Here is a 13,360-nt window from a genome sequence, read left to right on the forward strand (position 1 = left end):
CCCGCACCGATTGGTGCGGGCCAACGCCTCCGCCGCAAGGCGACGGCTGTCTGAACCACGATGGACTCACGTTCACCGGCACTTCAGATAACGGTCACATCAGGACTGCGGAATCCGGATCACGCTCCCCGGGGTGATCACGTTGGGGTCCGTGATGACGTGCGGGTTGGCCCGCACCAGCCGCGTGTAGGTGTTGCCGGAGCCGTAGAACTGCGTGGCGATCGACCACAGGGAGTCGCCGGGTTTGATCACGTACTCCTGGTAGACCCGGTAACCGGGCACGATCCGCGGCCCGTACACCACCGGCACGATGACCTTGTCGAGCTCGGCGCCGTCCTGCGGCGACACCCAGAACACCTCGACGAAGAGCCGGTCGAGCGCGAACGACGCCCCCGACACGTCGACCTGGACCTGGAACTGGCCGTGGCCGCCTACCCCGTCTCCCGCGGTGAACCCGCCGGTCACCTCGTCGTGGCCCTCGTGGATCCGGTAGCCGAACTGGGCCTCGAACGCCCCACCCGCGGTGCCGGCGATGTGGACGCGGCTCCCGACGAGGCCGAGCGAACGAGGTTGCTGAACGTCGATGGACATGGTGTCCCCTTCCTCCGCTAGTAGGTCGTGTGCGGGGCGGGGGTCGTTGCCGGGGTTCACCCCGGTGGCCCAACGGCTGGTGGTGGAGGTCGGAGTCGAACCGACTCTGCACGGGGCTCCCGTTTTACAGACGGGCGGGGCTCCACAGCCCCATCTCCACCATTGTCGTGCGCATTTTCCGCGCACGAAAAAGCCGCCCTGACCCGGTTCGCACGGGCGGGCGGCTCTCGACGTCGGCGAGGCCTTACGGCGTCACGACGGAGAGCCTGAGCTGGGCGGACAGCTGCGATAGCGGCGCATGCGGACCACCTTGCCGGAACGTTGGCGACGCCGCCAGCCATTTGTCGGGAGGAAACGCGGTTCCGCACCCGAGCGATATCCAGGTGTGAGGGTTGTGGGGCGTGGTCGCGAGCTTGCCGCGGCGCGATCGTGGCTGGCGGCGGAGACCGGGCGGCTGGTGCTGTGCGGTGGCGAGCCGGGCATCGGCAAGACGCGGCTGGCCCAGGAGCTGGCCGGGCACGCGCTCGCGGTCGGCCGGGAGGTCGTGTGGGGGCACTGCGTCGAAACCGCCGGTGCGCCCGCGTTCTGGCCGTGGCGGCAGGTGCTGAAGGCGACCGGCGCGGATCCCGATCTCGTGCTCGCGCACGACGCCGAGGTGCCGCAGGACAGGTTCCGGGTGTTCGACGCGATCGCGACCGCGCTGGACCGCGACGACCTGGTGATCATCGTCGAGGACGTCCACTGGGCCGACGAGGCGTCACTGCTCGTGCTCGCTCATCTCGCCACGCAACTGCGGAACGTGCTGCTGTTCGCGACCTTCCGCGATCCGTGCCCGGCCGTCGCGGACCTCATGCGCTCGGCCGACCGGATCGACCTGCACGGGCTGTCCCCCGACGAGGTCGCGGAGCTGGTCGGGACCGAGCACGCGGCCACGATCACGGAGTTGACCAGCGGGAACCCGTTGTTCGTCACGGAGATCGCCCGCGCGGTCGGCGACGGCACGTGGCGCGCGGACCAGCCGCCGCGCAGCGTCCGCGACATCGTCACCGCCCGCCTGGGCCGGCTCTGTCCCGACGCCCGCGAGCTGGTCAAGACGGCCGCGCTGATCGGCCGCGACTTCGACCTCGACCTGGCCGCCAGGGCGTCCGGCCTGCCGATCAGCGCGCTGGACGAGGCCACGACGCTGATCGACGCGACCGGGCACCGGTTCGTGCACGCGCTGACCCGCGACGCCGTCGAAGCCGCACTCACCCCCGCCGAACGCCGCGCGCTGCACCGCCGGATCGCCGAGGCGATGACGACCAGCACGCGCTACGCCGACGTGGCCCGGCACTGGAACGCCTGCGGTGAAACAGAAGAGGCCCGCGCGTGGACGATCCGTGCGGCGCAGGACGCGGTGGTCAGGCTCGCCTACGAAGAGGGCGTCCGCCTCTACCGCGCCGCTGCCGAGCTGGACGACAGCCACGACGTTCAGGTGGCGCTGGGCAGAGCCGCCTACTTCGCCGGGGACCTCGCGGGGTGCGTCCAGGCCGCCCAGCGCGCCGCCGAGCTGGCCTCGTCGCCCGAGCAGATCGCGGAGGCCGCCCTGGTCCTCGAAGCCGCGCCCGGCGCGGGCGTCAACGCGGTCGCGACCCCGTTGTGCGACAACGCCCTTCGCCAGGACGTCGGCCAGGCCACCCGCGCCCGGTTGCTGGCCCAGCGCAGCCACCTCGCGTTCTACCGCGGCGAGCAGCACCGGCTCGACGAGCTCAGCCGGGAGGCGCTGAGGCTGGCCCGCGGCGACGATCGTGCGCTCGCCGAGGCGTTGCACGCCAGGCAGGAGGCGTGCCCAGGTCCGGCAGGACGTGCCGAACGCCTCGACCTGGCGACCGAGATGATCGACCTCGCCCACCGCACGCACAGCCCACGCGGCGCGATGTGGGGCTCGCTGTGGCGCGTCCACGCGTTGGTCGAGAGCGGCGAACTCGCTGCGGCACAAGAAGAAATCCCGGCTTTGAAGCTGGCCTGCGAACGGGTCGGTGGCCAGGTCCCGTTGTGGCACCTGGACGTCGTGACGGCGTGCCTCGCCCAGGCACAGGGCCGTTTCGCGGAGGCCCAGGAAGTCGGCCGCAGGGCCTACGACCGCATGCGGGTGATCGAGCGCGAACCGGCGTCGGGCGCCTACTTCGCTTTGCAGTGCGGGCTTTCCTGTCATCTCGGCGTCACCGAGGACGGCCTCGCGCTGGCCCGTCACTTCCACGACCCGCCACCGCGGTTCCGGCTGATGTCGAAGCTCACGCGGGCGTTCCTGTTGCTGCGCGCGGGTTTCCGCGACGAGGCCCTGGACTTCTACCGCCGTTCCGGCCCGATCGCCGAGTGGGACCTGCCCGCGTTCTTCGTGCTGCCCGGCCTGGTCGACGCCGTCCTGGTGACGTCAGGCCTCGGTCTGACCGAGGACCTGCGGCTGATCATGCCCCGTCTCGCGGAGTTCCGCGGTGAGCACGCGGCCGGCAACGGCGTCGCGTACATGGGCCCGGTCACCCTCGCGCTGGGCCGCGGCCACCTGGCACTCGGCGACCACGAGCAGGCCATCACCGACCTCAACGCCGCCGTCGACGAGGCCTCCCGCGCCGGCGCGCCCGCGTTCGCCGCCGAGGCCCGCTGGCACCTCGCGGCCGCGTTGCGCGCGGCAGGCCGTGACGCCGACGCCGTGCACCGCGCCGCCGACCGTGCGATCCGCACGCTGGGCATGACCGCGTTCACCACGACCGAACTGAGCGGCCGCGAGCACGAGGTCGCGTCACTGGTCACCGAGGGCATGACGAACCGGCAGATCGCGCGCCGGCTGGTGATCTCGGAGCGGACCGCCCAGAACCACGTCCAGCACATCCTCACCAAGCTCGGCTTCAGCACCCGCAGCCAGATCGCGGCGTGGATGAGTACCGCACCGAGTACTCCGGCGGATGGCTGACCAGCGCGAACTTCCTACCTTGGGAGCACACCGACCCCAGGAGGACCCCATGTGGCTCACCATCGCGACCCCGCCCACCCAGTCCCTCGACCAGCTCGACCAGGTGATGGGCGCAGCCACTCCCGACGGCCTGCGCGCCCGCTACGCCTGCCGGGCCGACGGCGAGTTCCGGGTCATCGCCGTGTGGGAGTCGAAGGAGCACGCCGACCGCTTCTTCCGCGAGGTGCTCGGCCCGGTCATCGCCCGCGTGCTCGGCCCGGAGCCGTCCGGCGCGCCCGCGATGACCGGCATGGAGGTGCTGCGCGAGTTCGTGCCGCGCCAAAAGACGACTATCAGTTGAGAACGGCGATCGACACGTTCAGGGCCGCCGCGAAGCTCACCCATGCCAGATAGGGCACCAGGAGCGCCCCGGCGGCCCTGCTCCGCCGCCAGAACGCCACGATCACCGCGACGATCGCCAGCCACAGCACCAGGATCTCGGCGAACGCCACCCAGAACCACCCGAGCCCGAAGAACAACGGCGTCCAGGCCGCGTTCAGCACCAGCTGCACGCCGAACAACGTCAACTCGTTCCGGGTCGCTCCCGCGCGCCAGGCCAGCCAGCCCGCGACCGCGATCATCACGTACAGCGTCGTCCACACCGGACCGAACAGCCATGCGGGCGGCGCCCAGGAAGGCTGTTCCAGGGCCATGTACGTCGATCCGGCCGACACGGAGAACAGGGACCCCACCACGGCGGTCACCAGCACGGCCCCCGCGATGAGCCCGAGAGCGCGAACCGGATGGCGTTCGGATACCAGCGTCATGCCACGGTGATACCCGTTCACGAGCCGGCCAAAGCACGAACGATCTCGAGCACCGCCGCCCTGCTCGGCCGCACGCGCTCGGCGGCGTTGAGCAGCGTGAGTTCGTCGACCAGCACGGCCTCGCGGATCTGCGCGTCGTGCCCCGGCAGCTCGGCCCGCAGCGCCTTCACCAGCCGCGACCGCAACGCGCGGCCCAGCGGGTCGTCGGTCGGCAGCAGGCGCCAGTGCGTGCGCAGGATCCGTGCCGCCACGTCCTCGCCGCCGACCGCCCAGAGCAGGCGGATCATCCGGTCGGCGAGGCCCATGGGAACAACGGTAAGGCCTGCTCATGAAGTCGGCTCATTACCTTCGACCACGAATCTTTCCCGGATCGGGAAACGGTCGCGGGGCTCTTTCCGACAGGGGATTCACCAACGAATCCCTGGAGGAGACAGTGGCCTGGAATGGCAGACCCGCGAACTGCAGGAAGTGTCACGGCAGCACCATCCGCTGCGACACCTGCAAGGGCAACGGCAAGGTGCAGTGGACGTTCGGGGACTGCACCTCGTGCGACGGCACCGGCCACGTGTGCCCGTCGGACGGGAAGTACTGGAGATGACGGCCGCTACTTCGGACCGTCCGCGAAGAACGGTCCGAAGTGGCAGGGCGGTCTACTTCTTCTTGCCGGTGAACAGGCTCTTGACCTGGTTCCCGCGGCGGCGCAGACCCCACTTGGTCACGCGGATCAGCGCCTCGCGCACGATGTTGCCGCTCATCTTCGACTCGCCGAACTCGCGTTCCAGGAACGTGATCGGCACCTCGCGGACCCGGAAACCCAGCTCCAGCGTCCGCCACAGCAGGTCGATCTGGAAGCAGTAGCCGGCCGACGCGACCGAGGCGAGGTTCAGCTTGCGCAGGGTGTCCGCGCGGAACGCCCGGTAGCCGCCCGTCATGTCGCGGATGTTCGCGCCCAGCGCGAGCCGCGAGTACAGCGAGCCGCCCAGCGACAGGAACTTGCGCTGCGCCGGCCAGTTCACGACCTCGCCACCCGGCACCCAGCGCGAGCCCAGGACCAGGTCGGCCTTCGGCAGCGCGTCGAGCAGCCGGTGCAGCTGCTCCGGTGCGTGCGAGCCGTCCGCGTCCATCTCGCAGATGACGCCGTAGTCGCGCTCCAGCGCCCACTGGAAGCCCGCGACGTACGCGGCGCCCAGGCCGGCCTTCTCGGTGCGGTGCATCACGTGGACCCGGTCGTCCGCGGCCGCCATCTCGTCGGCGAGCTGGCCGGTGCCATCGGGGCTGCCGTCGTCGACCACCAGCACGTGCACGTCGGGCAGTGCCGTGTGCAGTCGCTTGACGATCTTTCCGATGTTGTCCCGCTCGTTGTACGTCGGGATCACCACCAGCACCTGCCCGAGTTCCTGGTCAGGCTGCCGCGCCATTCGAGTCCTTCCGTCGTCGGGTGAAGCCCAGCGCCAACGCCACAAAGCCCGCAGCGGCAATCACCCACTCGGGCCAGGCTCCTAGCCAAGTCGCCAGCGTAGTCTGTGACCGCAGCGGCAGTGTCGCGACCAGGGCACCCGGCTCGAAAAGCCCAGTCTTCTGAGTGACGGAACCGTCAGGTTCGACGATCCCGCTGACGCCTGAGGTGGCCGCCACGACCACGGCCCGTCCGTGCTCCACCGCACGCAGTCTGGACATGGAAAGCTGCTGGTAGGTCATCTCCGTGTAGCCGAACGTGGCGTTGTTCGTCGGGATCGCGATGATCGTCGCGCCGGCCGTCACGGAGTCGCGGACCACTGAGTCGAACGCCACTTCGTAACATGTGTCAATCGCGACCTTCGCCGGTCCCATGACGAAACCTTCCGGGTCCGTGCCGGGCTGGAAGACACCCGCGCGATCGACCTCGGACGCGAACAGCCGGAAGAACGACCGCATCGGCATCGTCTCGCCGAACGGCTGCAGCTTGCGCTTCGTGTAGGTGTCCGTGGCCCCCTTCTCCGGGTCCCACAGCACCACCTGGTTGCGTGGCAGCCCGTCGCTCTTGTCGACGACCACGGCGCCCACGGCGATCGGCGCCTTGATCGCCTTCGCCGCCCTGTCGATGACCGCGGCGGCGTCGCTGTTGCGGAACGGGTCGATGTCCGACGAGTTCTCCGGCCAGATCACGACGTCGGGCTGCTTCACCTTGCCCGCCGCCACGTCGGCGGCCAGTTCGAGCGTGCGCTTCGCGTGGTTGTCGAGCACGGCCCGGCGCTGCGAGTTGAAGTCGAGCCCGGCGCGCGGCACGTTGCCCTGGATCGCGGCGACGGTGACCGTCCCGGCGGACGCGTCCACCCCCACGGGTACCACCAGGCCCACCCCCAGCGGCACCACGACCAGCGGCAGGCCGAGCTTCCAGTTCTTCACGAGCCAGAACAGCCCGAACCCGGTCAGCACCACCGCGAACGTCACCAGCGGCGCCCCACCGAGCGACGCGAGCGGCAGGAACCAGCCCTCCGGCTGCCCGAAGGCGATCTTTCCCCAGGTGAAACCGCCGAACGGGAACACCCCGCGCAGCGCCTCGTCCGCCACCCACAGGCACGCCGCCCACAGCGGCCAGCCCGGCACGCGCGACGCGAACGCCATCGCCGCCGTGCCGATCGCGATCATCAGAGCGCACGCGAGCGCCAGCGGCAGCCACGCGATCAGCCCGACGAACTCACCGGTCCACCGCAGCAGCGGCACCATGAACCCGAGTCCGAACAGCAGCCCGTACCCGAACCCGGCACGCGCACGCCTGTCGTAGATCACGTACGCGAGCAACGCGAACCCGAACGGCGCCAGGAACCACAGCGGGCGCGGCGGAAAGCTCAGGTAGACCAGTACGCCGCCGGCGACGGCGAGTGCCGCGCGCAACAGCACCGGAGTGCTCACTTTTCGCCTGCGCGCGGGCAATTCCGGCGATTCCGGCGCGATGGGGGGTGCAACCACCCGATCAGAGTACGAGGCCCCGGAGTACACAGGACGTATGAGCTACGTCGATCTTGTGTTGGAGCGACTGTCCACAGACGACGAACGTGAGTCCGTGATCGGCGGCGACACCAGACTCACCCGCGCGCAAGCCCGTGACCTGCTGTTCCGCCTCGCCGACGGTCTCGCCCGGCGCGGCATCCGTCCCGGCGACGGCGTGGCCGCGTACGTCGGCAACACGCCGGAGGCGGTCCTGCTGGCCGTGGCCGTCCACCTTCTCGGCGGCCGGCTCGTCTACGTGCCGCCGGAGCCGGGCCCGAGCGAGCTCAGGGCGTTGATCGAGCGAGCCGACGTGTCCGGGGTGGTGGTCGACCCGGCCTTCAGCACCCGGCTCGACGGCTGGGACCTCGCCGACCTCCCCGGCGACCCCGTCGAACGCGTGCCGGCGCCCGGCTTCACGACCGTCATGTACACCGGCGGCACGACCGGCCTGCCGAAGCTCGCGGTCCACCGCTCCGACGACCGGTGGGCGGCGTCCGCGCAGACGCCGCCCATGAACCTGCTCTGCAACACGCTCATCACCCACGGCAGTGGGTCCGGCGCGGCGCGGCTCGCCCTGATGACCGGCTCGAAGCTGGTGCTGGGCCCGTCGACGTTCGACGCGGACACGTTCGTGCGCCTCGCCCGCGACGAGGAGATCAACGCGACGATGTTCGTGCCGCCGATGATGTACGAGGTGCTCGATCACCCGGACTGCCCCGGCCCGCAGTTCGGCGCCGTCATCCTCGGCGGGTCGCCGCTCGCCCCGAAGCGGCTGCGCCAGGCGATCGAGAAGTGGGGCCCGGTCGTCAACCAGGGCTACGGCATGACGGAGGCCATGGCGATCACGATGATGCCCGCGACGTCCGTCGACCTCTCGCGGCCGGACACGTTGCGCACGGTCGGCAAGGCGAATCCCGCCATGGAGGTCGAGACCCGCGACGGTGACGTGTGGGTGCGCGGCCCGTTCGTGATGGAGGGCTATTGGGGCGAACCTCCATTGAGCGAAACGGCCGATGGCTGGTTCAACACCGGCGACATGGGCTATTTCGACTCCGACGGCTACCTCTACCTCAACGACCGCAGCAAAGACGTCATCGTCACTGGTAGAACGTCCGACAACGTCTACTCACGCCTGCTTGACGACTTTCTCGTCACGCTTCCCGGCATCCGGCAGGCGGCGGCGGTCGCTCGGCCGGACGAGGCGCTGGGCGAGGTCGTGCATCTTTTCCTGGTCACCGAAGGACCGGATGTCGATGTCGACAGAATTCGCGATTCGGTCGTTGCCGAACTGGGTGAGCTTTACCAGCCCAGAGGGGTCACGATCGTGCCTCGACTGCCCCTGACCAAAGTGGGAAAGGTCGACAAGCGCAAGCTTCGCTCCCGGTTTCGGTAAGGTTCGGGCTAAATCAGGAGGTGACGGATGCCCCGTCCAAGCGTGGAAGCCGAACGCAAGGCGCAGATCCTCGCGTCCACCTGCAAGGTGATCGCGGCAGAGGGCTTCCGCCACCTCCGGGTGTCCGACGTGGCCAAGGACGCCGGCGTGTCGGGTGGCACGGTCCACTACTACTTCGAGACCAAGCGCGAACTCACCGACGCGGCCTTCGAACACTGCTTCGAGCTCTCGGTCCGCCGGCGCCGCTGGATCCTCGAGTCCGACGAGCCCCCGTTGTCGCGCCTGCGCATGGTGATCGAGTCGTACCTGCCCGAGGGGGCCGAGACCGTCGAGGCGTGGAAGGTCTGGGCCGAACTCTGGGTCGAGGCCATCCGCAGCCCCGAACTGCAGGAGCTCAACGAGCGCTTCTACGGCGAGTGGCGCGACATCGTGGCGAGCATCTTCCGCGACGGCCAGGCCTCCGGCGACATCCACTCGTCCGGCGACCCGCTCGAACTCGCGAACATGATGGTCAGCATGCTCGACGGCCTCGCGCTTCAGGTGCTCGCGGGATCGAGGGCCATGACGGTCGACGCCATGCGCACCACGTGCCTGAGGTTCGTCGACCAGCTCTCCACCGCGTCCGTCGGATAGCTCAGCCCGCTCGTCACCACGCACAGCACGAGCAGCAGTGCCACTGGCGTGCGCGTGAAACCCAGGAACAGCAACCCTTTCGGCACCGGCACGGTCTCCGCGAACCGCTGCGCCTCGCTGAGCAACAGCCCGGCGAACATCAGGAACACCACGGCCAGCGGAAGCGTGCGCCCGACTGCGCCCACGGCGATCAGACTGGCCGTCGAGATCGCCACGACCGCGGCCGTGAACCACCAGTGGTGCGGCGAATGCGACGGCCCCTTACCGCCGCGCGCCATCAACCAGTCCCCGAACAACACCGCCACCGTGCACAACACCAGCACCCGCATGGCCGTCAACGCGTTCTCCCCGTCGTACGCCATCGGCACGTAGGCGATCCCCAGGGTCACCAACGGGGTCACGGCCAGTCCCCGTGCCACCCGCATCACCGCGGGCCGTTGCTCCGCGCACGGCCTCATCGCCGCCCTGGCCCGGATCTGGTCTGCGTCACCCAGCTTGCTCTTCGCGGCGGCAGCGTCCTCCAGTTCCCAGACCACCCACACCAGCCCGAGCAACACCACCAGCCCGAGCACGATCGCGTACCCGGTCAGCTGCCGCGGCCCGTAGATCCACCCGACGCCCCCTACGAGGATGCACAGCCCAAGCCTGATCAGCGCCCCGAGCTCAGGCCGCGCACTGCGCCACGTCTTCTGCGGCCACGACGTCAGCACCAGCCGTCGCATCACGAACCACACGCTCGCGCCCATCGCGACCGCCGCGACGAACATCGCCAGCCCCACCCCTGGCCTTTCGAGCGACCGCGTGTCCCCGAACAACACCACCACCGAGACGAGCAGAACCACCGTCGCCTGAACCCTGAGGCGTCCCAACGCCCACAGGTGCTGCCGGACCCAGCGATCCCGGTTCCGCCAAGCCGACTCCACCGCCACCGTCACGAGAAACCCGAGCGCGATGAGGCCGACGGGATTGCCCGCGAGATGCCCCACGGCCAGAACCGTGATCGGCACCGCACGCGGATACGGACTCTCGACCAGCGTCAGGCTGCGCAACGGCGACGGCGGCCCGTTTCGCTCCTTGGTCCGCAACCACTGCCAGGCATGCCACAACAGCGGCGCGTAGACCGCGATGAACACCGTGTCGATCAGGAAGTCAAAGCGCATCTCGGCTCCCCCAACGTTCGGGACAACCGTGCTGTCGCAGGTCACAGCCCTGGAGTTACGTGATGTAGCTCATCCGGGTGAAATCAGGGTTCATCCCCGATGCAACAGATGGACGAAAGTGGGCATCCTGGGTACATGACCACGACAGTTGCTTTGAGCAGGCCCAGGACCAACCGGATGATCGCGGGTGTCTGCGCGGGGCTCGCCCAGCGCTGGGGAATGAAGGCGGGCACCGTGCGCCTTCTGTTCCTGCTGTCCTGCCTTCTGCCGGGACCGCAGTTCGTCGTCTACATCGTGCTTTGGGTGATCATGCCCGACCGCGGTTACTGATCTGCCGCGGAGGAACGCCGCCCATCCCCAAGGTGGGCGGCTGTCCCCATCTCAGGGAGCGATCAGCTCGCGGTAGCCGGGAATCGGCTCACCGCCCGACTTCTCGTACCGAAGCGCGTCGCTGGTACCGACGCGGGTGCCGTCGCCCAGGCTCCTGTTCGAGGTCCACAGGATCGCACGCAGCTGCGGGTTCTCGACGGACAGAACGTCCTCATTGGACCGCAGCTCTCCGTTCTCCAGGGTCCACTCGGCGACCGCCGCCCAGAACTTCTCCACCGCCTCCCACACGAGAAGGCAGCGCGGCCCGAGCACGACTCGGATCTCCTCCGTCGTGTGGAACTGCTCCAAGCCGTGCGAGGCGAGGTGCTGCATGACCTCGACCAGCGTCACCACGAGTTCGTGGTTGGCCTCCTCGGCCGCCAGCTTCTCCGCGACGCGCGCGACCATCGGCAGCACGTCGTCGGCCGACGCCCGATCTGCGGCCGTGCACGCGGTCAGCTTCGCGACGGCCAGCTCGCTCTGGTCGTCGAGGAGCTTCCAGGTCAGTCCGGCCGACTCGGCCAACCGCTGCGTCGCGGTCCTGCGTCCCCACATCTGCTTCTCCCCCAAGTTCGACTTCCTGGGGGAATCATCTCAGTCACCGGTGACCAGACGCAGGAACCCTTCCCACGCCTCCGCCTCGACCGGCACGTGGGTGGCGGGCGCTTTGGAGTCCCGGATGCCGACGCCGCGCCCGATCTCGACGCAGTCGGAATCGGTCGCGCTGTAACTGCTTTTACGCCACTCGGTCATCCGGGCCTCCTCAGGACACGATGCTGGTGATCAACTCACGAGATTCTTCCCCATTCAGCGCGACGCGGTCCAGTTGCTTCACGGCCTGCTGGTAGAGCCCGATCGATGCCTTGTCATCGAGAAACAGCGCCGAGTTCAGACTTCCCTGGTAGACGACAGGCTCGTACTTCTCGAACTTCAAGAGGCTGAAGTCTCCGGTGAGCGCCCGCCCCGCAGGCAGGACGCGCAGGGTGATGTATGGCCGGATCAACATGCGCAGCAACTCGTGAAGCTGCTCGGTCATCACGTCCGCGCCCCCAACCTGCGAGTGCAGCACTGGTTCGTACACGTAGAAGACGAACTTCCGGTGCCCGGCCACGATGGTTCGCCGTTCCATCCGCGCGGCCACCCAATTCGGGACTTGTTCGGCCTCGATGAACGGAGAGTCCTCAGCTACAGCGCGAGCGTACGGTTCGATCTGCAGCAGGCCCGGCAGGTAGAGCGAACTCCAGTGCACGATCTCCTTGGCGAGGCGTTCGTGCTGGATCAGCGTCCGCACATGAGGCGGCAGCACGGACTCGTAGAGCTGAAGCCACCCCTTCTCCCGCGACTCCAGGAAGAGCCCCTTCAGATACTGGAACTCCTCCGGCCGGACGCCGCAAACACCCAGCAGGTAGGTGAACTCCTCCAGTGAGGTCCCGCCCTTGCCGTTGACCAGGTCCGACAGCTTGGCGTGCTCCCAGCCAAGGCGCCGGGCCAGCTCGGCCTCCTTCAGACCGGTACGGGCGATCATGGCGCGAAGGTTGTCTCCGAACTCGCGTCCCAGCACAGTGGACACTCTCTTTGGCATGCGAGGGAAATTAGCGCTGCCGCTCCCCTCGCCTCCATCATTTCGGGCCCAAATTGACCTGAAAGAAGCAGACGTAGAAGGGTTCTACGACTTTCAGCGGTTCTCCTCCACCGGTATCCCGGCCAGTTCCTCCGACAGGCCTGTGAACGACTCCGGCTCCACCCGCAACACCCCGCTGAACGGCTGCGTCATCCCCACGCACAACACGCACACGAACGCCAGCACCGCCGCCGTCAGGCTCATCTGCAGCACGTGCCGCCTCCGTGCCGTGAACCCGATCAGCAACGGGAACACGATCATCCCCACGGCTCCCGCGATCGTGCCGAACAACATCAGCACACCGGTGTTGTCCAGCCCGCCGGCCGAGTCGAGCCGGTCGCGCCGCAGGTCGGTGATCTCCCGCATCCGTTCCAGCGACCGCTCCCGCGCGCTCTTCACCTGGTCCGGCGACGCGGGCAGGGACAGGATCTCGGAGTGCAGCGAGTTGAGCGTGTCGGTCGTCGTGTCGTCGGACTCGCCGGCGGCCAGGCGCGGCCATTCCTTGTCCGCCACCAGTTTCGGGTATTCGGTGAGCAGTGAGCGGATGTGGTCGCGTTGCGGTTGTGGCATGACGGCGGTCTGCCAGTAGACGTCGGCCACTGCGGCGGCCTCGCGGGAGGCGTTGTCCTCGGCGGCGCCACTCTCCTCCCAGACGATCACCACGTAGAACGCCAGCGCGACGATGAACAGGCCGCTGATCACCGCGCCCAGGAAGCCTCGCGAGTCCGCGTCCCGGTCGTCGGCCTGCTCGTGGGCACGGGAGCGCCCGAACAGGATGCAGGCGATGGCGGTCACGACCACCGACGCGAGAACGATGACTAGCGCGGTCCACATGGGGTCCATCTCCCCACAGCGGACACCGTTTGA

At 68.7% G+C, this 13,360-nt stretch carries 15 protein-coding genes and 1 tRNA gene; 5 read left to right on the forward strand and 11 right to left on the reverse strand.

What is annotated here, in order from left to right; translation table 11 throughout:
* Positions 1-99: 99 nt before the first annotated feature.
* Together ACIRG5_RS47595 and ACIRG5_RS47600 are read right to left on the reverse strand one after the other, a co-directional pair.
* Positions 100-591 (reverse strand): Gmad2 immunoglobulin-like domain-containing protein, encoded by a 492-nt coding sequence (locus ACIRG5_RS47595; protein WP_402918154.1) that lies wholly within the window; start codon positions 589-591, stop codon positions 100-102.
* Positions 592-668: 77 nt separating this feature from the next.
* Positions 669-752 (reverse strand) — tRNA-Tyr (locus tag ACIRG5_RS47600).
* Between the two features lie 233 nt (positions 753-985).
* Here ACIRG5_RS47600 and ACIRG5_RS47605 point away from each other — a divergent pair.
* Positions 986-3,541 carry an ATP-binding protein gene (locus ACIRG5_RS47605; RefSeq protein WP_402918156.1) on the forward strand — a complete coding sequence of 852 codons (2,556 nt, stop codon included), beginning with the start codon at positions 986-988 and terminating at the stop codon, positions 3,539-3,541.
* A 49-nt stretch (positions 3,542-3,590) separates the two neighbouring features.
* Entirely contained in the window at positions 3,591-3,881 is a 291-nt protein-coding gene (locus ACIRG5_RS47610; protein WP_402918158.1) for a hypothetical protein, read from the forward strand.
* Here the strand turns inward: ACIRG5_RS47610 and ACIRG5_RS47615 are convergent.
* The 4 genes from ACIRG5_RS47615 to lnt form a co-directional block, all read right to left on the reverse strand.
* On the reverse strand, positions 3,874-4,347 hold the full coding sequence (locus tag ACIRG5_RS47615) for a TspO/MBR family protein (protein WP_402918161.1): 474 nt from the start codon (positions 4,345-4,347) through the stop codon (positions 3,874-3,876). The genes ACIRG5_RS47610 and ACIRG5_RS47615 overlap by 8 nt on opposite strands.
* A 17-nt stretch (positions 4,348-4,364) precedes the next feature.
* Entirely contained in the window at positions 4,365-4,652 is a 288-nt protein-coding gene (locus ACIRG5_RS47620) for a hypothetical protein (RefSeq protein ID WP_402918164.1), read from the reverse strand.
* 345 nt (positions 4,653-4,997) lie between these two features.
* Positions 4,998-5,765, reverse strand: coding sequence for a polyprenol monophosphomannose synthase (locus tag ACIRG5_RS47625; protein ID WP_330276954.1), 768 nt, complete (start codon positions 5,763-5,765; stop codon positions 4,998-5,000).
* Positions 5,749-7,239 carry an apolipoprotein N-acyltransferase gene (gene lnt, locus ACIRG5_RS47630; protein ID WP_402918167.1) on the reverse strand — a complete coding sequence of 497 codons (1,491 nt, stop codon included), beginning with the start codon at positions 7,237-7,239 and terminating at the stop codon, positions 5,749-5,751. The genes ACIRG5_RS47625 and lnt overlap by 17 nt, the downstream gene beginning before the upstream one ends.
* Positions 7,240-7,333: 94 nt before the next feature.
* Here lnt and ACIRG5_RS47635 point away from each other — a divergent pair, with 94 nt between their 5' ends.
* On the forward strand, positions 7,334-8,710 hold the full coding sequence (locus tag ACIRG5_RS47635) for a class I adenylate-forming enzyme family protein (RefSeq protein ID WP_402918170.1): 1,377 nt from the start codon (positions 7,334-7,336) through the stop codon (positions 8,708-8,710).
* A gap of 27 nt (positions 8,711-8,737) precedes the next feature.
* Positions 8,738-9,343: a TetR/AcrR family transcriptional regulator gene (locus tag ACIRG5_RS47640; RefSeq protein WP_402918173.1), complete on the forward strand. Its 606-nt coding sequence runs from the start codon at positions 8,738-8,740 to the stop codon at positions 9,341-9,343.
* Here ACIRG5_RS47640 and ACIRG5_RS47645 read toward each other — a convergent pair.
* Positions 9,247-10,503 (reverse strand): hypothetical protein, encoded by a 1,257-nt coding sequence (locus ACIRG5_RS47645; RefSeq protein ID WP_402918176.1) that lies wholly within the window; start codon positions 10,501-10,503, stop codon positions 9,247-9,249. The two genes, ACIRG5_RS47640 and ACIRG5_RS47645, sit on opposite strands and share 97 nt — an antisense overlap.
* Before the next feature lie 135 nt (positions 10,504-10,638).
* Here ACIRG5_RS47645 and ACIRG5_RS47650 point away from each other — a divergent pair, with 135 nt between their 5' ends.
* A complete protein-coding gene (locus ACIRG5_RS47650; protein WP_093588499.1) occupies positions 10,639-10,833 on the forward strand; it encodes a PspC domain-containing protein in 195 nt (64 codons plus the stop codon).
* A gap of 51 nt (positions 10,834-10,884) precedes the next feature.
* Here ACIRG5_RS47650 and ACIRG5_RS47655 read toward each other — a convergent pair whose 3' ends face one another.
* The 4 genes from ACIRG5_RS47655 to ACIRG5_RS47670 form a co-directional block, all read right to left on the reverse strand.
* On the reverse strand, positions 10,885-11,427 hold the full coding sequence (locus ACIRG5_RS47655) for a hypothetical protein (RefSeq protein ID WP_402918179.1): 543 nt from the start codon (positions 11,425-11,427) through the stop codon (positions 10,885-10,887).
* Between the two features lie 39 nt (positions 11,428-11,466).
* A complete protein-coding gene (locus tag ACIRG5_RS47660; protein ID WP_402918182.1) occupies positions 11,467-11,625 on the reverse strand; it encodes a DUF397 domain-containing protein in 159 nt (52 codons plus the stop codon).
* A gap of 10 nt (positions 11,626-11,635) precedes the next feature.
* A complete protein-coding gene (locus tag ACIRG5_RS47665; protein ID WP_402918185.1) occupies positions 11,636-12,454 on the reverse strand; it encodes a helix-turn-helix domain-containing protein in 819 nt (272 codons plus the stop codon).
* Between the two features lie 93 nt (positions 12,455-12,547).
* The gene (locus ACIRG5_RS47670; RefSeq protein ID WP_402918188.1) at positions 12,548-13,327 is read right to left on the reverse strand and encodes a hypothetical protein; all 780 of its coding nucleotides are present in this window, start codon (positions 13,325-13,327) and stop codon (positions 12,548-12,550) included.
* Positions 13,328-13,360: the final 33 nt, after the last annotated feature.

The organism is Lentzea sp. NPDC102401 (assembly GCF_044765805.1).
GTDB classification, from domain to species: Bacteria; Actinomycetota; Actinomycetes; order Mycobacteriales; family Pseudonocardiaceae; genus Lentzea; species Lentzea sokolovensis.